The organism is Tardiphaga sp. P9-11 (assembly GCF_008329525.1).
In the GTDB taxonomy this organism is placed as follows: Bacteria; Pseudomonadota; Alphaproteobacteria; order Rhizobiales; family Xanthobacteraceae; genus Tardiphaga.
This window is the reverse complement of sequence record NZ_NPKQ01000001.1, coordinates 523,892-542,657: the sequence shown is the minus strand read 5'-3', so window position 1 is coordinate 542,657 and position 18,766 is coordinate 523,892. Positions and strand designations below refer to the sequence as shown.

18 protein-coding genes are annotated in these 18,766 nt (G+C 61.4%); 11 read left to right on the top strand and 7 right to left on the bottom strand.

Translation table 11 applies throughout. The annotated features are described in order from the left end of the window. Positions 1-14 precede the first annotated feature (14 nt). The 5 genes from odhB to CIW50_RS02525 all read left to right on the top strand — a co-directional run bounded on the left by odhB (position 15) and on the right by CIW50_RS02525 (position 5,065). On the top strand, positions 15-1,256 hold the full coding sequence (gene odhB, locus CIW50_RS02545; protein ID WP_149529695.1) for a 2-oxoglutarate dehydrogenase complex dihydrolipoyllysine-residue succinyltransferase: 1,242 nt from the start codon (positions 15-17) through the stop codon (positions 1,254-1,256). 122 nt (positions 1,257-1,378) lie between these two features. Beyond that, entirely contained in the window at positions 1,379-2,125 is a 747-nt protein-coding gene (locus CIW50_RS02540; protein WP_149529694.1) for an SDR family oxidoreductase, read from the top strand. Between the two features lie 45 nt (positions 2,126-2,170). Then, positions 2,171-3,574, top strand: a complete 1,404-nt coding sequence (lpdA, locus tag CIW50_RS02535) for a dihydrolipoyl dehydrogenase (protein ID WP_149529693.1) — start codon at positions 2,171-2,173, stop codon at positions 3,572-3,574. A 38-nt stretch (positions 3,575-3,612) separates the two neighbouring features. Continuing rightward, positions 3,613-4,143 carry a hypothetical protein gene (locus tag CIW50_RS02530; protein WP_149529692.1) on the top strand — a complete coding sequence of 177 codons (531 nt, stop codon included), beginning with the start codon at positions 3,613-3,615 and terminating at the stop codon, positions 4,141-4,143. 28 nt (positions 4,144-4,171) lie between these two features. Next, positions 4,172-5,065 (top strand): alpha/beta fold hydrolase, encoded by an 894-nt coding sequence (locus CIW50_RS02525; protein WP_246664162.1) that lies wholly within the window; start codon positions 4,172-4,174, stop codon positions 5,063-5,065. 4 nt (positions 5,066-5,069) lie between these two features. On the opposite strand, the gene CIW50_RS02520 is transcribed toward CIW50_RS02525, so the two are convergent. The 3 genes from CIW50_RS02520 to CIW50_RS02510 form a co-directional block, all read right to left on the bottom strand. Then, entirely contained in the window at positions 5,070-5,660 is a 591-nt protein-coding gene (locus tag CIW50_RS02520; protein ID WP_149529691.1) for a DUF4337 domain-containing protein, read from the bottom strand. Between the two features lie 104 nt (positions 5,661-5,764). After that, positions 5,765-6,748: a tyrosine recombinase XerC gene (locus CIW50_RS02515; protein ID WP_149529690.1), complete on the bottom strand. Its 984-nt coding sequence runs from the start codon at positions 6,746-6,748 to the stop codon at positions 5,765-5,767. Between the two features lie 84 nt (positions 6,749-6,832). Next, positions 6,833-7,465: a carboxymuconolactone decarboxylase family protein gene (locus CIW50_RS02510; RefSeq protein WP_246664106.1), complete on the bottom strand. Its 633-nt coding sequence runs from the start codon at positions 7,463-7,465 to the stop codon at positions 6,833-6,835. Between the two features lie 143 nt (positions 7,466-7,608). Here CIW50_RS02510 and CIW50_RS02505 point away from each other — a divergent pair, with 143 nt between their 5' ends. Further along, positions 7,609-9,807: a primosomal protein N' gene (locus CIW50_RS02505; RefSeq protein WP_149529689.1), complete on the top strand. Its 2,199-nt coding sequence runs from the start codon at positions 7,609-7,611 to the stop codon at positions 9,805-9,807. A 125-nt stretch (positions 9,808-9,932) separates the two neighbouring features. Here the strand turns inward: CIW50_RS02505 and CIW50_RS02500 are convergent, their stop codons facing one another. Beyond that, positions 9,933-10,424: a septal ring lytic transglycosylase RlpA family protein gene (locus CIW50_RS02500; protein WP_149529688.1), complete on the bottom strand. Its 492-nt coding sequence runs from the start codon at positions 10,422-10,424 to the stop codon at positions 9,933-9,935. 697 nt (positions 10,425-11,121) lie between these two features. On the opposite strand from CIW50_RS02500, the gene CIW50_RS02495 reads away from it, so the two are divergent. From CIW50_RS02495 to CIW50_RS02475, 5 genes are all read left to right on the top strand, one after another. Next, a complete protein-coding gene (locus CIW50_RS02495; RefSeq protein WP_149529687.1) occupies positions 11,122-11,682 on the top strand; it encodes a F0F1 ATP synthase subunit delta in 561 nt (186 codons plus the stop codon). After that, on the top strand, positions 11,682-13,217 hold the full coding sequence (gene atpA / locus CIW50_RS02490; protein ID WP_149529686.1) for a F0F1 ATP synthase subunit alpha: 1,536 nt from the start codon (positions 11,682-11,684) through the stop codon (positions 13,215-13,217). Before CIW50_RS02495 ends, atpA begins: the two co-directional genes overlap by 1 nt. A 146-nt stretch (positions 13,218-13,363) precedes the next feature. Then, positions 13,364-14,239: a F0F1 ATP synthase subunit gamma gene (locus CIW50_RS02485; protein WP_149529685.1), complete on the top strand. Its 876-nt coding sequence runs from the start codon at positions 13,364-13,366 to the stop codon at positions 14,237-14,239. 77 nt (positions 14,240-14,316) lie between these two features. After that, entirely contained in the window at positions 14,317-15,759 is a 1,443-nt protein-coding gene (gene atpD / locus CIW50_RS02480) for a F0F1 ATP synthase subunit beta (RefSeq protein ID WP_089263243.1), read from the top strand. Positions 15,760-15,889: 130 nt separating this feature from the next. Then, on the top strand, positions 15,890-16,297 hold the full coding sequence (locus tag CIW50_RS02475) for a F0F1 ATP synthase subunit epsilon (RefSeq protein WP_149529684.1): 408 nt from the start codon (positions 15,890-15,892) through the stop codon (positions 16,295-16,297). Between the two features lie 43 nt (positions 16,298-16,340). Here CIW50_RS02475 and CIW50_RS02470 read toward each other — a convergent pair whose 3' ends face one another. From CIW50_RS02470 to CIW50_RS02460, 3 genes are all read right to left on the bottom strand, one after another. Continuing rightward, the gene (locus tag CIW50_RS02470) at positions 16,341-16,835 is read right to left on the bottom strand and encodes an RNA pyrophosphohydrolase (RefSeq protein ID WP_149529683.1); all 495 of its coding nucleotides are present in this window, start codon (positions 16,833-16,835) and stop codon (positions 16,341-16,343) included. A gap of 7 nt (positions 16,836-16,842) precedes the next feature. Then, positions 16,843-17,346: an RNA pyrophosphohydrolase gene (locus CIW50_RS02465; protein ID WP_149529682.1), complete on the bottom strand. Its 504-nt coding sequence runs from the start codon at positions 17,344-17,346 to the stop codon at positions 16,843-16,845. Positions 17,347-17,451: 105 nt separating this feature from the next. Beyond that, complete coding sequence (locus CIW50_RS02460) at positions 17,452-18,657, bottom strand: divergent polysaccharide deacetylase family protein (RefSeq protein WP_149529681.1); 1,206 nt, start codon at positions 18,655-18,657, stop codon at positions 17,452-17,454. Between the last annotated feature and the right edge of the window lie 109 nt (positions 18,658-18,766).

Genomic DNA, 18,766 nt, shown 5'->3' with positions numbered 1-18,766 from the left:
AGAGGAAGTAGACAATGACTGAAATTCGCGTTCCCACGCTCGGCGAGTCCGTGACGGAAGCTACCATCGGCCGCTGGTTCAAGAAGGCCGGCGACGCCGTCGCTGTGGACGAACCGTTGGTTGAGCTCGAGACCGACAAGGTCACCATCGAAGTGCCGGCCCCCTCCGCCGGCGTGCTCGGCGAGATCGTTGCCAAGGATGGCGAGACCGTCGCCGTCGGCGCGCTGCTCGGCCAGATCACCGATGGTGCAGGTGGCGCCAAGCCGGCTTCTGCACCCGCCAAGCCCGCTGCTCCGGCTCCAGCCGCAGCACCTGCTGCTGCACCTTCTCCCGCTCAGAAGTCCGCACCCGTCGATGCGCCGCTGGCGCCGTCGGTCCGCAAGATCTCGGCCGAGAGTGGCATCGATGCCGCCACCGTGCCCGGCTCGGGCAAGGATGGCCGCGTGACCAAGGGCGACATGCTCGCTGCGATCGAGAAGGCTGCGTCGGCACCGACGCCGATCAATCAGCCTGCCGCTGCCGTGCAGGTTCGCGCGCCGTCGCCCGCTGACGATGCCGCCCGCGAAGAACGCGTGAAGATGACGCGTCTGCGCCAGACCATCGCGCGCCGCCTCAAGGACGTGCAGAATACCGCCGCGATGCTGACGACCTTCAACGAGGTCGACATGACCAACGTGATGGCACTGCGCTCGCAGTACAAGGATGTGTTCGAGAAGAAGCACGGCGCGAAGCTCGGCTTCATGGGCTTCTTCACCAAGGCCTGCGTGCAGGCGCTGAAGGATATTCCGGCCGTGAATGCCGAGATCGACGGCACCGACCTGATCTACAAGAATTACTATCACGTCGGCGTGGCCGTCGGCACCGACAAGGGCCTCGTGGTCCCCGTGGTACGCGATTGCGATACCAAGTCGATCTCCGACATCGAAAAGACCATTGCGGACTTCGGCAAGCGCGCCCGTGACGGCCAGCTCAAGATCGACGAAATGCAGGGCGGCACCTTCACCATCACCAATGGCGGCATCTACGGCTCGCTGATGTCGACGCCGATCCTGAACGCACCGCAGTCCGCCATCCTCGGCATGCACAAGATCCAGGAACGTCCGGTCGTGGTCGGCGGCAAGATCGAAATCCGCCCGATGATGTATCTGGCGGTTTCCTACGACCACCGCGTGATCGACGGCAAGGAAGCCGTGACCTTCCTCGTCCGCGTCAAGGAAAGCCTGGAAGATCCGGCCCGTCTCGTTCTGGATCTCTGATCTTTCTATACTTCCTCCTGTCAACCGGCGGCGGCGGCGCTGCCGGTTGATGACCAAGAAGCCTTGATATCCGAAGCCTCGATACCTGAAGTCTTGGCACCTCAGCGAAGCTGGAGCAGGACATGACCGACAGCGTTGTGATCGTCACCGGCGGCAGCCGCGGCATCGGCCGCGCCACTGCACTTCTGGCGGCGGCGCGCGGGTTCAAGGTCGTGGTCGGCTATGCCAGCAACGAAGCTGCCGCCAACGAGGTCGTCTCGAAGATCGAAGCGACCAACGGCAAGGCTATCGCGGTGAAATGCGATGTCGGCTCCGAGGCTGACATTCTCGCGCTGTTCAAGGCTGCCGACGCCTTCGGACCGCTCGGTGCGCTGGTCAACAATGCCGGTATCGTCGGCCCTTCCATCCGCGTCGATCAGATGACTGCCGAACGCATCGCCAACATGATGACCGTGAACATCACCGGCAGCATTCTCTGCGCCCGCGAGGCCGTGAAGCGCATGTCGACCAAACACGGCGGCAACGGTGGCGTCATCGTCAATCTGTCATCGGTAGCCGCCAAACTGGGCGCGCCGAACACCTATGTTGACTATGCCGCCTCGAAGGGCGCGATCGATTCCTTCACCATCGGATTGGGACACGAAGTCGCAGCCGAAGGCATTCGCGTCGCCGGCATTCGGCCGGGTTTGATCGATACTGATATTCACGCGTCAGGCGGCGAGCCCGATCGCGCACATCGTCTTTCCGTCAACGTGCCTATGAAGCGCGTCGGCACTGCGGATGAAGTTGCCAATGCCATCGTCTGGTTGCTGTCGGACGAGGCTTCTTACGTCACATCCACCATTCTCGACGTGTCCGGTGGCCGCTGAGGCCCTGACACCCCATATCATCTGAAGACAATACAGGACTCCATCATGGCTTCTTACGACCTCGTTGTTATCGGCACTGGACCCGGCGGTTATGTCTGCGCGATTCGCGCGGCGCAGCTCGGCATGAAGGTCGCCGTCGTCGAGAAGAACAGCACGCTGGGCGGCACCTGCCTGAACATCGGCTGCATGCCCTCGAAGGCTTTGCTCTATTCGTCGGAGCTTTTTGAGGAAGCCGGCCACTCCTTCGCCAAGATGGGCATCAAGGTATCCGCTCCGACGCTCGATCTTCCCGCGCTGATGAACTTCAAGCAGCAGGGCATCGACGGCAACGTCAAGGGCGTCGAATTCCTGATGAAGAAGAACAAGATCGACGTCGTGATGGGCACCGGCCGCGTGCTCGGTACCGGCAAGGTCGAAGTCACTGGCACTGACGGCAAGGCCCAGACGCTGGAAACCAAGAACATCGTCATCGCTACCGGCTCTGACGTCGCGAAACTGAAGGGCATCGAGATCGACGAGAAGCGTATCGTATCGTCCACCGGCGCGCTGTCCCTCGACAAGGTGCCAGGAAAGTTGATCGTGGTTGGCGCCGGCGTCATCGGCCTCGAACTTGGCTCGGTGTGGCGCCGCCTCGGCGCTGAAGTCACCGTGGTGGAATTCCTCGATCGCATCCTGCCCGGCATGGATGGCGAAGTGGCCAAGCAGTTCCAGCGCATGCTCGAGAAGCAGGGCATGACGTTCAAGCTCGGTGCCAAGGTCACCGGCGTCGATACGTCGGGCAAGACGCTGAAGGCACAGATCGAGCCGGCTGCAGGGGGCGCTCCTGAAGCACTCGAAGCCGACGTGATCCTCGTGGCGATCGGCCGCGTGGCTTACACCGAAGCGCTTGGTCTCAAGGAAGCCGGCGTCGAGCTCGACGCGCGCGGCCGCGTCAAGATCGATCATCACTTCTCCAGCAATGTGAAGGGCGTCTACGCCATCGGCGACGTCGTCGCCGGCCCGATGCTCGCTCACAAGGCGGAAGACGAGGGCGTTGCCTGCGCAGAGATTCTCGCAGGTCAGGCTGGCCATGTGAACTATGACGTGATCCCGGGCGTCGTTTACACCACGCCGGAAGTCGCTGCGGTCGGCAAGACGGAGGAAGAGCTCAAGGCAGCCGGTATCGCTTACAATGTCGGCAAGTTCCCCTTCACCGCCAACGGCCGTTCCAAGGTCAATCAGACAACCGATGGTTTCGTAAAGATTCTCGCAGATGCGAAGACGGACCGCGTGCTGGGCGTGCATATGATCGGCCGCGAAGTCGGCGAAATGATCCACGAGGCGTGCGTACTGATGGAATTCGGCGGTTCGGCCGAAGACCTGGCCCGCACCTGCCATGCCCATCCGACCCGTTCTGAGGCGGTGAAGGAAGCGGCATTTGCAGTAGCCAAGCGCGCTATCCATATGTGAGTCACGGCCGGCGCTGAGCCGGTTGGGAGACGAACGCTATGATGCGACGCGTGCTGCAGCCGGTATGGTTCCTTCTCGCTTTGGTCTTCTTGATCGAAGCGTGGCTGTGGGACCATCTCGAACCGGTCGTTGCGCGCATCGTTGCAGTGATTCCGCTGCGCGCTTTCAAGGAATGGCTGGCCGCGCGAGTCGCTCGGCTATCGCCGATGTTGACGCTGATCGTGTTCGTTGTTCCGGCGATCCTGCTTTTTCCGTTAAAACTGGCCGGCGCCTGGCTGCTCATGCGGCAGTATTGGATCAGCGCTTTCGCGCTCATCGTGTTCAGCAAGTTTCTCGGCGTCGGCGTCGCCGCGTTCATCTTCGATGTGACGCGGCCGAAGCTGCTGCAGATGAACTGGTTTCGGAAGCTCTACGAATTCGTTCTCGACATCCGCCGCCGCGCCGGCGAATTGGTCGCGCCCGTGATCGCAAGTATAAAAGCGACGATGGCGATATTCCGTTCCAATTCATCATCGCGTTGGATGCGGCTGGTACAGCGGTTGCGTCATCGGGCGCATTCGGCGCGGTAGACTTCAATGGGGGAGCAACTTGGCTGAACTGGCACGCATCCAGACTCCCCTTCTCGACATTGCCTATGAACAGAGCGGACCGGAAGGCGGCCTCCCCGCCCTGTTGATGCACGGTTTTCCCTATGACGTCAGAGGCTATGACCACGCGGTCGACATCATCAACGCCGCCGGCTTTCGCACCATCGTACCCTATCTGCGTGGCTATGGGCCGACGCGGTTTCTTTCCAGCGCGACCATACGCTCCGGGCAACAGGCCGCGCTTGGGCAGGATCTGTTGGAGCTGATGGACGCACTGCGCATCGGCAAGGCCGTGGTTGCTGGCTACGACTGGGGCGGTCGCGCGGCCTGCGTCGTCTCGGCGCTATGGCCCGAACGCGTACACGGTCTCGTCAGCTGCACCGGTTACAATATCCAGGACCTGACGAATGCGGTGCGGCCATTCGCGCCCAAGCAGGAGGCACGGCAATGGTATCAGTATTACTTCCATACCGAGCGTGGCCGTAACGGCCTGATCCAGAACCGCAACGCTTTAGCCAAGCTGCTGTGGCAGATGTGGTCGCCCAGTTGGGTTTTCGACGACGCGACCTTCGAACGGTCGGCGCTTGCTTTCGACAATGACGATTTCGTCGATGTGGTGGTGCATTCCTACATGCATCGCACTGGCAGTGTCCTCGGCGATCCGAATTACGCTTTTCTGGAAATACAATTGGCGGCGCAGCCGAAGATAGATGTCCCGACCATTGTGCTGCATGGCGCCGACGACGGCGTGGGGCCGGCGGAAAACTCGGAGAATCACGGCCAGTATTTTACGGCGGATTATGAGCGCCGTGTGATTCCCGGCGTCGGCCACAACGTGCCGCAGGAAGCGCCCAAGGAATTTGCCGAAGCGGTCCTGCAACTATGCCGAACCGCTTCGGCGTAGACCGCTACATAATATGCACTGCATGCGGCGCGAACAGGCCGATCGCGGTGAAAACGATGCCGGCCAGCGCGAGTGCACCTGACACCCAGGCCAGCGCAATCATGCCGGTGATGATCGTGGCCGACGCCAGCACGATACCGATCTGGAATGCGGCGGACGCCACTTCATAGTGATGATACCGCGCCATCGAGAGGTCGCGCGCGTGCTCGGCCTCCTTCGCCCGGGCGGCGAGCTGTTCGGAGCCCTCACCGGTTTCCGGTTCGGAACGATAGCGATCTGCCGTCTTCTTCCATTCGTCGATTTGCTTGGATAGCGCCGCCTTGGCGGCATCGTCGCCCATCTGACCGAGGCTAAGTCTGGCCTGGTCCGACGTCGCCTGAACAACCGTGCGGCGGATACTCTTGGCCTGGAAGAACGCCCAGAGGTTCGACGCCTCGACGTTCTTGCTGATCGATTCTGTCTGCGCGCCCTTGCCGAGGGTCTCGGACAGCGCGAGAAACAGCGCGATCACCGCAATGAGCAGTGCGATCTTCTTGTTCGAGCCAGACGCATGCTCGGCATGCTCCGCATGCTCCATACTTTCGTGTGCGCTCATGGTGATCCCCTCCGGTTGGTCGATGTGTCGATTTGACCGAACCGCGGCGACTTCGCAAGGGGCAGCTCAATGACACTTCTACTACAGCTGGGGCTTGCCTGGCCTTACGCTCGCGGGTGTGCTGTCTTGTAGACCTCGAACAGCCGCTCGGTGTCGATGCCGGTATAGATCTGTGTGGTCGACAGCGAGGCATGGCCGAGCAGCTCCTGGATCGCGCGCAAATCGCCGCCACGAGTCAGAAGATGCGTCGCAAAGGAATGGCGCAGGGCATGCGGCGTGGCGCTGTCGGGCAGGCCGAGCGACCCGCGCATCCGCTCCATGGTCAGCTGGATGATCCGCGGGCTGAGCGGGCCGCCGCGGGCACCGACAAACATCGGACCATCGGCGGGTAATGGGTGCGGAGACTGCGCGGCGTAGTCGGCGATCAATTCCAGCACGTTCTGCAACACCGGTACCATACGGGTCTTGTTGCCCTTGCCGTTGACGATCAGCACATCTCCAGCACCGGGCGCCGGCACATCGCGGCGCTTCAGGCCAAGCGCTTCGGAGATACGCAGGCCCGACCCATAAAGCAGCGCCATGACCGCGGCGTCGCGCGCCCAAATCCACGGATCGCGGTTTTCACCGGCACGTTCGTCGGCGTCGGCAAGGCGTTTGGCGGATGCCATCTGCAGCGGCTTCGGCAGGCTCTTGCCGATTTTCGGGGCACGAATCGCACTGAGCGCACCGACGGTGCCCTTGCCTTCGCGCTCCAGAAATCGCCCGAACGAGCGCAGACCGGCCAGGGCGCGCATCAATGAACGGCCACCAATATCATCGCCGCGCCGCGCCGCCATGAAGGCTCTGACATCGCTGGCTTCCAGTTTGGCGAAGCGCGGCAGCGAGACGAGCGCGCCCCAGTGTTCGGCGAGAAATGTCAGGAACTGCCGGACATCGCGCGTATAGGCTTCGAGCGTCTTGGGTGACAGCCGTCGCTCGGCACGCAAATGCGACAGCCAGCGCGTCATCTGCAGCGAAACATCGGTATCGGCGCAAATGAGGTCGATAGGTGCGGGTGAGCTTGGTTTCTTGTCGGAAAGCTTGGCCATCGGAATGCCCTGCGGTTCGCGTTGTGCGAACGGGCGAAGATTATCACACCCTGCTCGTTTCACTTTGGTGAACCGCTGGCCTCGTCAATCCGGGAACCGCTTCAACGGCTCTGCCACGCCTGCGGATAGGCCCGTTCGGGCCGCATTCATCGCCATGGCCAGAAAGGTGTAATAGCCGTTGATCCCGAGCAGATCGATGACACCCTGCTCGCCGAATTTGGCAATGGCCTTGTTCCAGGTCGGATCGCTGACACGCTTGGTACGCTGGATCTCGGTCGACATATCGTAAGCCGCTTCTTCGTCATCGGCCATGCCGACGGGGCGACGACCGTCGGCAATCGCATCAGCGATGTCCTTGCGCAAACCGGCCTTCATCGCGATGTCATGATGGGCAACCCACTCATATTGCTGGGTCCATTCGCGCGCAGTGATCAGGACGATCATTTCGCTGAGCCGCGGAGTGAGCACGCTCTTGAACCTGAGATGATCGCCCATCGCTTTGGCACGGAGCATCACTTCCGGACTGCGAATCAGTGGCACGAAGGGGCCGCGAACCTCATAGCCGCGCCCGCCGGCGAATTCCTCAGCGGCTTTCTTCTGCGCTTCGGTGTATTTGTCGGCCGGGATCGGCGGCATCCGGTCCTGCGCCAGCGCAGCTCCTGCAAAGGCCGAAAGCATAATGAATGAGGCGGCTGCCCCGGCTAGCCTGTGGCCCATATGGTTCTCCCTTTGACTTATGTTCTTGCTTCATTGTCGTAGCCGCGCGTCGGTCATAAGACCGGGCCACCAGCCGGCACTGGTCCGGGCCGCATCGCGAGCTTAAGTTAGCGGGTACCTCAATTCGAGTCTGAATCCCCCCGATGGACGAAGCTGCGCGCATCAAATCAACGTCTGGCGTCGTCGACGTGCTGGTGCCGGTCGCGCTGAACCAGGCCTATTCCTATCGCGTGCCGCGTGGCGTCGACCTGCAACCCGGCGATATCGTCAGCGTGCCGCTGGGCGCTCGTGAGGTCATCGGCGTGGTCTGGGCGGAAAACGCCAATCCCGATCCGCGACTGCATAACCGGCTCAAGGAAGTCGGCGAAAAATTCGACGTCCCGCCGCTGAAGCAGGAATTGCGCAACCTGGTCGACTGGGTGGCGAATTACACTTTGTCCGCCCGCGGCATGGTCATGAAGATGACGCTGCGTATGGGCGAGCATCTCGGCCCGGAGCGGGTGCGGATGGGCGTCCGTCTGGTCGGCGAAGTGCCGAAGCGCATGACCTCTGCGCGCGCACGGCTGATCAAAATTCTGTCGGACGGCCTGCTGCACGCGAAATCCGAAGCTGCCAAGGAAGCCGGCGTCAGCGCCGGTGTGATCGACGGGCTGGTCGATGAGGGCACGCTTGCGATCGAGGTCATGCCCCGCGCCTTGCCGCCGCCGGCGCCCGATCCCACTTTCGCCGAACCGGACTTCTCGCCGGACCAGGCCGTTGCGGCCGAAGCCATGCGAACCTTCGCCGCCAAGGGTGATTTCCATGCCGCCCTGCTCGACGGCGTCACCGGCTCCGGCAAGACAGAGGTCTATTTCGAGGCGGTTGCCGAGATCATCCGGCGCGGCGAGCAGGTGCTGATCCTGATGCCGGAGATCGCGCTGACCGGGCAGTTTCTTGAGCGCTTCTCAAAACGCTTCGGAGTACGCCCGTTGGAATGGCATTCCGAACTGACGCCTCGTACCCGCGCCCGCAACTGGGCGTCGATCGCCAATGGCGAGGCCCATGTCATCGTCGGCGCGCGCTCGGCGCTGTTTCTGCCTTACGCGAAACTCGGCCTCATCATCGTCGATGAAGAGCATGATCAGGCCTACAAGCAGGACGAAGGCGCGCATTACCACGCCCGCGACATGGCCGTGGTGCGGGCATCAATCGCAAGAATCCCCATCGTGCTGGCTTCGGCTACGCCGTCGGTCGAGTCCGAGGTCAATGCGCGCAAGGGGCGCTACCAGCGCATCGCACTGCCGTCGCGTTTCGGCGGCCAGCACATGCCGCATATCGAAGCCATCGATCTGCGCCGCGAAGGCCCGATGCGCGGTCGCTTCATCGCACCGCGCCTTGCCGAGAAGATCCAGATCGCCATCGAGCGCAAGGAGCAGGCGCTGCTGTTCCTCAATCGCCGCGGCTATGCGCCGCTGACGCTATGTCGCGGCTGCGGGCATCGATTCGCCTGCACGATCTGCGATGCGTGGCTGGTCGATCATCGTTTTCGTCAGCGGCTGGTTTGCCACCATTGCGGTTTCTCGATGCACCGCCCGCATCAATGCCCCCATTGTCAGGCCGAAGAGTCGCTGGTCGCTGTCGGGCCGGGCGTCGAGCGACTGCAGGAGGAGGCGGCGAGCCTGTTTCCGGATGCGCGCACAATGGTGCTGTCGAGCGACCTCATCACCTCGATCGATGCGATGCGGACCGAACTGACGGAGATCGCCGAGGGTCGCGTCGATGTCATCATCGGCACGCAGCTCGTCGCCAAGGGCCATAACTTCCCGCGGCTCAATCTCGTCGGGGTCATCGACGCGGATCTGGGCCTCGGCAACGGCGATCCGCGCGCGGCCGAGCGCACCTATCAGATGCTGAACCAGGTAATTGGGCGCGCCGGACGTGAACAGGGGCGCGGCATCGGCTATCTGCAAACCCATCAGCCGGAGCATCCCGTGATGAAGGCGCTGGTCGCAAACGATCGCGAAGCGTTCTACGCCAGCGAAATCGAGGCCCGCGAACGCGCCGGCTATCCGCCCTTCGGACGGCTGGCGAGCCTGATCATTTCAGGCGGCGACCGGCCGACCACCGCAGGCTATGCACGCAAGCTCGCTGCCGTGGCGCCGATCGACGAGCGCATCATGGTGCTCGGCCCGGCCGAAGCGCCGCTTGCCGTGATCAAAGGCCGCTATCGTTTTCGCCTGCTGGTGAAGTCAGCCCGCAATGTCGACCTGTCGCACTATCTTCGCGACTGGCTGGCGCACGGCCCGAAGACGACGGGCAATCTCAAGCTCGAAGTAGATGTCGATCCACAAAGCTTTCTGTAAGAAACGCCCGATGACAGATAAAAGAAAAGCCTGCCGTCATTGCTGACAACAGGCTTTTACTGAACGCGGACACAACGCAACGCTTACTAAACTTGAGAGATCAGTATCGCAGCGTATTTCTGCGCTTACATGACTTCCGCAACGACACGGCCGACACCACGGCTGGTCAGACCGATCGCGCTCGCTGCACCCTTGGACAGGTCGAGTACGCGGCCACGGATGAATGGTCCGCGATCATTGACGGTGACGACAACACTGCGACCGCCGTGAGTGACGCGGAGCTTGGTGCCGAACGGCAGCGAACGATGTGCGGCGGTCATCGCATTCTGATTGAAGCGCTGACCCGACGCAGTGCGGCTGCCCGACTCACTGCCGTAGTACGATGCAACGCCCGAGAAGCTGCGACCGCCGGTGGTCGGAGCGATCGATGCGTTGGCCTCGAACAGCGACGGCTGGCTGGCTTGATGAGCGTGATGCTTGTGATGATGGCGATGGTGCCGGGATTTGGCCGAAGCCTCTGAAACCGTTCCCCCGAGAACAAGAGCGGCAGTCATGACAGCGATTGCCGTACGCGGCCGAGCGATAGCGCTCAGCGCCGATTTTCCGTAACGCAGCATAAGTTGTTGTCCCTCAGACAGTATTACCGCGAAGGCGGTAAGTGGACCCCCGTCCCAATTTCACTGACTGAGCGTTTGCCCACGTAATGAGGCGTAAAATAGGCAACGTAATCGTTCCATGACCAGATGAAATATCTTGTGATGGAACACAACAAGGCTAAGCAAGGCCTTTAACAATTTATTAACTGATTAATATACTATATATTACATTGATATACTGAATAGCAAAGTGATCGTCACGCATGGATAGCATTCGGTAAGTAAATGTTAAGCAGTCGGAAAACGGTGATCGGTCGCGGACCGACCACGCGCCGCCGCCCGCCACCCCCTTGTGAACCACGCCACCACGCGCATTGCGCATCCGGTGAAAATCGGCGCCTTAGTACCGTCATGCGGAATTAAAAATTCCGCCTCGGAGACCCGCGACGAAGTTGCCCCTCGAGCCTCAATCGACGCACCGCATCTCCCTGAAATGATTCTTTGCGAGGGCCTGCGACAAGGCATCATCAAACGCTTTCGTCGCGTTGCACCCGCGCGCGCGCTATGTTAGCAAAGCCGCGATTTGAACGGGTCACGACATTTTGTTGTGACCTCAAAATCGAAGTCCCGCTTGAATTCCAAGGACTTGGATCGCTAGGCGCCTCATTCGGGCGATAGTTATTCCCTTGCGAGTTTGACAGCCTGAAGAGCGTAATTCGTGGCAACAGAAGATCCGTCGGTTTCGGGAATGTCCGGTCGTTATGCAACGGCTCTGTTTGAGCTGGCGCGCGACGAGAAGTCCGTCGATGCGGTGAAGGCCGATCTCGACAAATTCGCAGCGATGCTGGCCGACAGTGCCGATCTGGCGCGACTGGTTCGCAGCCCGGTATTCGCCGCAGAGGTTCAGGGCAAGGCTCTGGCCTCGGTACTGGAGAAGGCCGGAATTACCGGCATCACCGCCAATTTCCTCCGTGTCCTGACCGCGAACCGTCGCTTGTTCGCGGTGAATGACGTGATCCGCGGCTTCCGCGCACTGGTCGCCAAATTTAAGGGCGAAGCAACCGCCGACGTCACCGTCGCCGAGCCGCTCAGTGACAAGAATCTCGACGCTCTCAAGACCGCGCTGAAATCAGTGACGGGCAAGGACGTCGCGCTCAACGTGAAAGTCGATCCGTCCATCATCGGCGGGCTTGTCGTCAAGCTCGGCAGCCGCATGGTGGACAGCTCGCTTCGCACCAAACTCAACTCGATCAAGCACTCGATGAAAGAGGCAGGCTGATGGACATCCGCGCCGCAGAAATTTCCGCGATCCTCAAAGACCAGATCAAGAATTTCGGCCAGGAAGCTGAAGTTTCTGAAGTTGGACAGGTTCTGTCCGTCGGCGACGGCATTGCCCGCGTCTACGGTCTCGACAACGTCCAGGCCGGTGAAATGGTCGAATTCGAGAACGGCACCCGCGGTATGGCGCTGAACCTCGAAACCGACAATGTCGGTGTCGTTATTTTCGGCGCTGACCGCGAGATTAAAGAAGGCCAGACCGTCAAGCGCACCCGTTCGATCGTGGACGCACCGGTTGGCAAGGGTCTGCTCGGCCGCGTCGTCGACGCGCTCGGCAATCCGATCGATGGCAAGGGACCGATCCAGGCCGACAAGCGTATGCGCGTCGACGTCAAGGCGCCCGGCATCATTCCACGCAAGTCGGTCAACGAGCCGATGGCAACCGGCCTGAAGTCGGTCGACGCTTTGATCCCGGTCGGCCGTGGCCAGCGCGAGCTGATCATCGGTGACCGTCAGACCGGCAAGACCGCGATCGCGCTCGATACCATTCTGAACCAGAAGTCGCTCAACGGCGCTGGCGCTCCCGAAGGCCAAAAGCTGTACTGCGTGTATGTTGCGGTCGGTCAGAAGCGTTCGACTGTCGCGCAGTTCGTGAAGGTGCTCGAAGAGCAGGGCGCGATGGAATACTCCGTTGTCGTCGCCGCAACCGCTTCCGATCCGGCTCCGATGCAGTACATCGCGCCGTTCACCGGCTGCACGATCGGCGAATTCTTCCGCGACAACGGCATGCACGCCGTCATCATCTATGACGATCTCTCGAAGCAGGCCGTTGCTTACCGTCAGATGTCTCTGCTGCTGCGTCGTCCTCCGGGCCGCGAAGCCTATCCGGGCGACGTGTTCTATCTTCACTCGCGTCTCCTCGAGCGCGCTGCGAAGCTCAACGATTCCCAGGGCAATGGTTCGCTGACAGCTCTGCCGGTCATCGAAACCCAGGCCAACGACGTGTCGGCTTACATCCCGACCAACGTGATTTCGATCACCGACGGTCAGATCTTCCTTGAAACTGACCTGTTCTTCCAGGGCATCCGTCCTGCCGTGAACGTCGGTCTGTCCGTGTCGCGCGTTGGCTCTGCCGCGCAGACCAAGGCGATGAAGAAGGTCGCCGGCAAGATCAAGGGTGAGCTCGCGCAGTACCGCGAAATGGCGGCGTTCGCGCAGTTCGGCTCGGACCTCGATGCCTCGACCCAGCGCCTGTTGAATCGTGGTGCACGTCTGACCGAACTCCTGAAGCAGCCGCAGTTCTCGCCGCTGAAGATGGAAGAGCAGGTCTGCGTGATTTGGGCCGGCACCAACGGCTATCTCGACACTCTCCCGATCGCCAAGGTTCGCGGTTTCGAAGACGGTCTGCTGTCGCTGCTGCGCGGCAAGAACGTCGAGATCCTCAATGCGATCCGCGACAGCCGCGACCTCAAGGACGACGTCGCCGCCCAGCTCAAGGCCGTCGTCGAAGGCTTCGCAAAGACGTACGCTGCCTAAGACACGTCATGGCCGGACCCGCTCCGGCCATCGACATGTTTGGATGTGAATCGAACTGAAGACGTGGATGCTCGGCACAAGGCCGGGCATGACGAATGAGATGATTGCGATCGGATCAAGCATTCGATCGCCGGGGTGGACTGAGAATGGCCTCACTTAAAGACATGCGTGTCCGCATCGCCTCGACCAAGGCGACGCAGAAGATCACCAAGGCGATGCAGATGGTCGCAGCGTCGAAGCTGCGCCGTGCGCAGACCGCTGCCGAAGCTGCCCGTCCCTATGCCGAGAAGATGGATGCGGTGATCGCCAGCATCGCCGGCGCGACCACCGCAGGCTCCGGCCCGGCACTGCTGGCCGGCACCGGCAAGGATCAGGTTCACCTGCTTCTTGTCTGCACCGGCGAGCGCGGCCTGTCCGGCGCTTTCAATTCCTCGATCGTCCGTCTGGCGCGCGAACGCGCGCTGGCGTTGATGAACCAGGGCAAGACGGTCAAGTTCTTCTGCGTCGGCCGCAAGGGCTATGAACAGCTGCGTCGTAACTTCGACAAACAGATCGTCGGTCATCTCGAACTGCGTTCGGTGCGTCAACTCGGCTTCATCAATGCCGAGGACATCGCCAAGAAGGTTCTCGAACTCTTCAATGGCGGTGAATTCGACGTCTGCACGCTGTTCTATTCGCGCTTCAAGTCGGTGATTGCGCAGATCCCGACCGCCCAGCAGATCATTCCGCTGGTGGTCGAAGCGCCTGCCGCTGATGCCGGCCCGACGCCGAGCTACGACTACGAGCCCGCCGAGGATGAGATCCTCGACGGCCTGCTGCCGCGCAATCTCGCGGTGCAGATCTTCCGCGCTCTGCTCGAGAACAACGCTTCGTTCTACGGCGCGCAGATGAGCTCGATGGACAACGCAACGCGCAACGCGGGCGACATGATCCGCAAGCAGACATTGATCTACAACCGCACCCGCCAGGCGATGATTACGAAGGAGCTGATCGAAATCATCTCCGGCGCCGAGGCGATCTAACAACAACCTTCCGGCCTCATGGGCCGCCGTTCAAGTTTCGGACTTCCGAGTCCTTGAAGTTTATGGAGAAGTTTTTCATGGCCGCATCAGCCAACCAGACCGGACGTATCACCCAGGTCATCGGCGCCGTCGTCGACGTGCAGTTCGAAGGCTACCTGCCCGCAATTCTGAACGCGATCGAAACCAAGAACGGTGGCAACCGCCTGGTTCTCGAAGTCGCGCAGCACCTCGGCGAATCGACCGTCCGCACCATCGCGATGGACACCACCGAAGGTCTGGTCCGCGGACAGGAAGTCACCGACACCGGTTCGCCAATCCAGGTTCCAGTCGGCGTCGGCACCCTCGGCCGCATCATGAACGTGATCGGCGAGCCGATCGATGAAGGCGGTCCGATCGCTTCAGAAGGCAACCGCGCTATCCATCAGGAAGCGCCGATGTATACCGAGCAGTCCACCGAGGCTGAAATTCTCGTCACCGGCATCAAGGTCGTCGATCTGCTCGCGCCTTACGCCAAGGGCGGCAAGATTGGCTTGTTCGGCGGCGCCGGCGTCGGCAAGACGGTTCTCATTCAGGAACTGATCAACAACGTCGCGAAGGCGCACGGCGGCAACTCGGTGTTCGCCGGCGTCGGCGAGCGTACCCGCGAAGGTAACGATCTCTATCACGAGTTCATCGAGTCCAAGGTGAACGCCGATCCGCACAATCCGGATCCGGCCGTGAAGTCGAAGTGCGCTCTCGTGTTCGGCCAGATGAACGAGCCTCCGGGCGCCCGCATGCGCGTTGCTCTGTCCGGTCTGACCGTCGCCGAGCACTTCCGCGATCAGGGCCAGGACGTGCTGTTCTTCATCGACAACATCTTCCGCTTCACCCAGGCAGGTTCGGAAGTGTCCGCTCTGCTCGGCCGCATTCCTTCAGCGGTGGGTTATCAGCCGACGCTGGCGACCGACATGGGCGCGCTGCAGGAGCGCATCACGACCACGCATAAGGGTTCGATCACCTCGGTGCAGGCCATCTACGTTCCGGCCGACGATTTGACCGACCCGGCGCCTGCTACGTCGTTCGCCCACTTGGACGCTACGACCGTGCTCAACCGCGCGATTTCGGAAAAGGGCATCTATCCCGCAGTGGATCCGCTCGACTCCACCTCGCGCATGCTGTCCCCGTTGATCGTTGGCCAGGAGCACTACGAGACCGCGCGTATGGTCCAGCAGGTGTTGCAGAAGTACAAGTCGCTGCAGGACATCATCGCCATTCTCGGCATGGACGAACTGTCGGAAGAGGACAAGCTGGCCGTGGCCCGCGCCCGCAAGATCGAGCGCTTCCTGTCGCAGCCGTTCTTCGTCGCTGAGATCTTCACGGGTTCGCCGGGCAAGTTCGTCGAGCTTGCCGACACCATCAAGGGTTTCCGCGCGATCTGCGAAGGCAAGTACGATCACTTGCCGGAAGCCGCCTTCTATATGGTCGGCGCGATCGAAGAAGCGGTCGAGAAGGGTAAGAAGCTGGCTGCTGAAGCCGCTTAAGATCTAGAATCATCATTGCCGGGCCTGACGCGAAATGCATCTTCGCTAACGAGCCCGGCAATGAGTTTTGACATTCTGACTGATAGACCGCGGGCAACACTCGCGGAGAACAGCCAAGAGAGTAGTTACGATGGCCACCTTTCATTTCGATCTCGTCTCGCCGGAGAAGCTCGCTTTCACGGGCGAGGTCGATCAGGTCGACATCCCGGGCACCGAGGGTGATCTCGGTGTGATGGCGGGCCACGCACCGATGGTGGCCGCACTTCGTCCAGGCATCATGACCATCACATCGGGTGGTTCGACGCAAAAGATCATCGTGCTCGGCGGCCTCGCTGAAGTCTCCGACAAGGGCCTCACCGTACTGGCCGACGTCGCCACCTCGCTGCAGGATCTCGACCGTGAAGCCTTCGCCAGCGACATCGCTGCGATGGAAGAGAAGCTGGCCGAGAAGGAGGGCTCCGCCCTGGACCGTGCTATTGAGCGTCTCGACCACTTCAAGACGATCCAGCAACACGTCGTCTCGACGGCGATGCACTAAGCGCTATAGCCCGGATAGCGCTTAGCTTCATCAGGGCTTCGCTTCAGATGAATCTCGCAAATTCTACTGCCACCGCGCGATAGATATCGCGCCGGAACGGCACCACGAGATCGGCGACGCGATCTAGCCGCTCCCAGCGCCAGGCATCGAATTCCGCCGGCTGGCCATTCCGCGGTGTCAGCGGATCGACTTCGGCATCTTCCCCAGTGAATTTCAGCGCAAACCACTTCTGCCGCTGCCCGCGAAACTGCGCGAAGCGGTGAGTGGGATCCTCGAACGGGATGAAGTCATAGGTCATCCAGCCGGTCTCGCCGAGATAGGTCGCGTGGCTGACGCCGGTCTCTTCCCATAATTCACGCATGACGGCGACGCGAGGGTCTTCATCGGCATCGATGCCGCCCTGGGGCATCTGCCACTCCAGGCCCGGCAGTACGATCTCCGGCCCGTCGTCCTTGAAGCGGCGGCCGATCAGAACCTTGCCGTCTGCATTGAACAGTGCGACGCCCACATTGGGACGATAGGGCCGATTATCCGTCATTCCAGAACTAGCCGTCCGCCAATTTGGCAAATTCCTTCACCACCCGCTCATAAACCGGGCGCTTGAACGGCACGATCAATTCCGGAAGGTTTTTCATCGGCTCCCAGCGCCAATTGACGAATTCGGCCTTGTGGCCACCCGGCGGATGCGTGACGTTGATCTCCTTGTCATCCCCAGTGAAGCGCACGGCAAACCATTTCTGCCGCTGGCCGCGATAGCGACCCTTCCAGGCGCGTCCGGCTACCGTGCGGGGAATGTCGTAGATCAGCCAGTCCGGCACTTCACCGAGCTTCTCGACCGATTGGACGCCGGTCTCCTCATAGAGCTCGCGTTTGGCGGCCTCCCAGGTGTCCTCACCGGGATCGACGCCGCCCTGCGGCATCTGCCAGACATGCATGTCATCGACGTGCTCGACACCGCCGGCGCGGCGGCCGATAAAGACGAGCCCTTGCGGGTTGATCAGCATCATTCCGACGCAAGTTCGATAGGGCAGGTCTTCGTAGCGCGCCATTCCGTCAATGCCTCTCGCGTCCGTTCGAGCACTCTTTACGCAGCGATTCGACTTCGCAGAATCGCAACGATTCGGCGGCGCCGAATTCAGCCTAGCCCAAAGACGCTAGCTTGATTTTGATTTCAGCATCGCGGTTGTCAATGGCACTAGCATGACTCCACGACTTTCAAGGGTTTTAGCCCAGGCGCTGATGCGTTCGATGGAGATCGGCAGCGCCGAAGCGACGCCGACAGCCACACCACGTTCCTTGGCCAGCCCCTCGAGTCGTGCCAGCGCCTTGTCGATATCTGCGGAGGTTGGCACTGCGTCGATGGCGACATCGGAGCGTGCGAAGGGCATGCCCTGCCCTTCGGCGGCCGCAGCAGCGACACTGCGCGGCGTCGAGCCATCGTCGAACAATGCGAGCCCGCGCTTGCTGGCTTCACGCGCAATCGGCTGCATGGCCGAGTCCGTGGCGATGAAGCGTGCACCCATGAAATTGGCGACCCCGACATAGCCCTGAAAGCGGCTCATATGCCACATCATACGATCGAGGTTCTGCTCGGCCGTAGCAGAGGATAGCAGCGTCTGCGGGCCGGGATCGTTGTCGGGATAATCGAACGGTTCCATCGGGAGCTGCAGCAGCACCTCGTGGCGTTGCGCCCTGGCGCGCTCGACCAGCTTGCCGGGATCCGAGCCGTAGGGCGTGAAGCCCAGTGTCACCGCGGGCGGCAATTTCATGATGGCATCAGTGGTCTTGGCCGCGCCGACGCCGAGGCCACCAATGACGATCGAAACGCTCGGCATCTTCATCGCCCTTGCGCGCTCGGCTTCGGAGCCTGCCGCATAGGCCGTGACCGGCTTCAACGCACCGATGGCAATCGGCACCATGCCGTGGCGGGATTTCTCCAGCAGTTTCGAATCAATTCCCGTCATGACCGGCGACGGCGCGTCGGGCGCCGCGCTATCCGAGCCGTCACTCGACACCACGACATCCTTACGGGCGCCGCTGGAGCCATCGATGATGGTGATGGTCTTCTGGCCGGGAGCCTCGGGCGCCTTGGCGGTCTCGGGCATGCCATGCTTGACCTCGACCGGCGGCTTCGCAGCAGCCTTTTCCTCGGTCGCAACTGGCACCTTGATGGCGACACGCGCAACCGGCTCGCCGCCCATCGGATTGCTATTGAAAATGGCCACCCCGCCAAAACCGATCAGCAACAATGCCAGAATCGTGGCAAGCGCCTGCGTTCCGGAAAAAGGCAGCCGGAACCGCCGCTTACGCGTCGATTTTTGTCCAAGCGGGGCGCTTAGGTCGTCCGCCGACACTGCCATGGATCTCCGAATCAGCCGAGTGGACAATAACACGCCCGGTCTCGGCCGCCGCACCCGGAAGGGTGCTATATCCGTTGGAAGAGTTGCAACAAAAAGGGCGACCCGAAGG

Coding starts and splice junctions, on each gene's coding strand:
- atpA (WP_149529686.1), top strand. CDS start 11,682: ATGGACATCCGCGCCGCAGAAATTTCCGCGATCCTCAAAGACCAGATC.
- CIW50_RS02500 (WP_149529688.1), bottom strand. CDS start 10,424: ATGCTGCGTTACGGAAAATCGGCGCTGAGCGCTATCGCTCGGCCGCGT.
- CIW50_RS02475 (WP_149529684.1), top strand. CDS start 15,890: ATGGCCACCTTTCATTTCGATCTCGTCTCGCCGGAGAAGCTCGCTTTC.
- CIW50_RS02460 (WP_149529681.1), bottom strand. CDS start 18,657: ATGGCAGTGTCGGCGGACGACCTAAGCGCCCCGCTTGGACAAAAATCG.
- odhB (WP_149529695.1), top strand. CDS start 15: ATGACTGAAATTCGCGTTCCCACGCTCGGCGAGTCCGTGACGGAAGCT.
- CIW50_RS02530 (WP_149529692.1), top strand. CDS start 3,613: ATGATGCGACGCGTGCTGCAGCCGGTATGGTTCCTTCTCGCTTTGGTC.
- lpdA (WP_149529693.1), top strand. CDS start 2,171: ATGGCTTCTTACGACCTCGTTGTTATCGGCACTGGACCCGGCGGTTAT.
- CIW50_RS02505 (WP_149529689.1), top strand. CDS start 7,609: ATGGACGAAGCTGCGCGCATCAAATCAACGTCTGGCGTCGTCGACGTG.
- CIW50_RS02520 (WP_149529691.1), bottom strand. CDS start 5,660: ATGAGCGCACACGAAAGTATGGAGCATGCGGAGCATGCCGAGCATGCG.
- atpD (WP_089263243.1), top strand. CDS start 14,317: ATGGCCGCATCAGCCAACCAGACCGGACGTATCACCCAGGTCATCGGC.
- CIW50_RS02540 (WP_149529694.1), top strand. CDS start 1,379: ATGACCGACAGCGTTGTGATCGTCACCGGCGGCAGCCGCGGCATCGGC.
- CIW50_RS02510 (WP_246664106.1), bottom strand. CDS start 7,465: ATGGGCCACAGGCTAGCCGGGGCAGCCGCCTCATTCATTATGCTTTCG.
- CIW50_RS02485 (WP_149529685.1), top strand. CDS start 13,364: ATGGCCTCACTTAAAGACATGCGTGTCCGCATCGCCTCGACCAAGGCG.
- CIW50_RS02515 (WP_149529690.1), bottom strand. CDS start 6,748: ATGGCCAAGCTTTCCGACAAGAAACCAAGCTCACCCGCACCTATCGAC.
- CIW50_RS02470 (WP_149529683.1), bottom strand. CDS start 16,835: ATGACGGATAATCGGCCCTATCGTCCCAATGTGGGCGTCGCACTGTTC.
- CIW50_RS02465 (WP_149529682.1), bottom strand. CDS start 17,346: ATGGCGCGCTACGAAGACCTGCCCTATCGAACTTGCGTCGGAATGATG.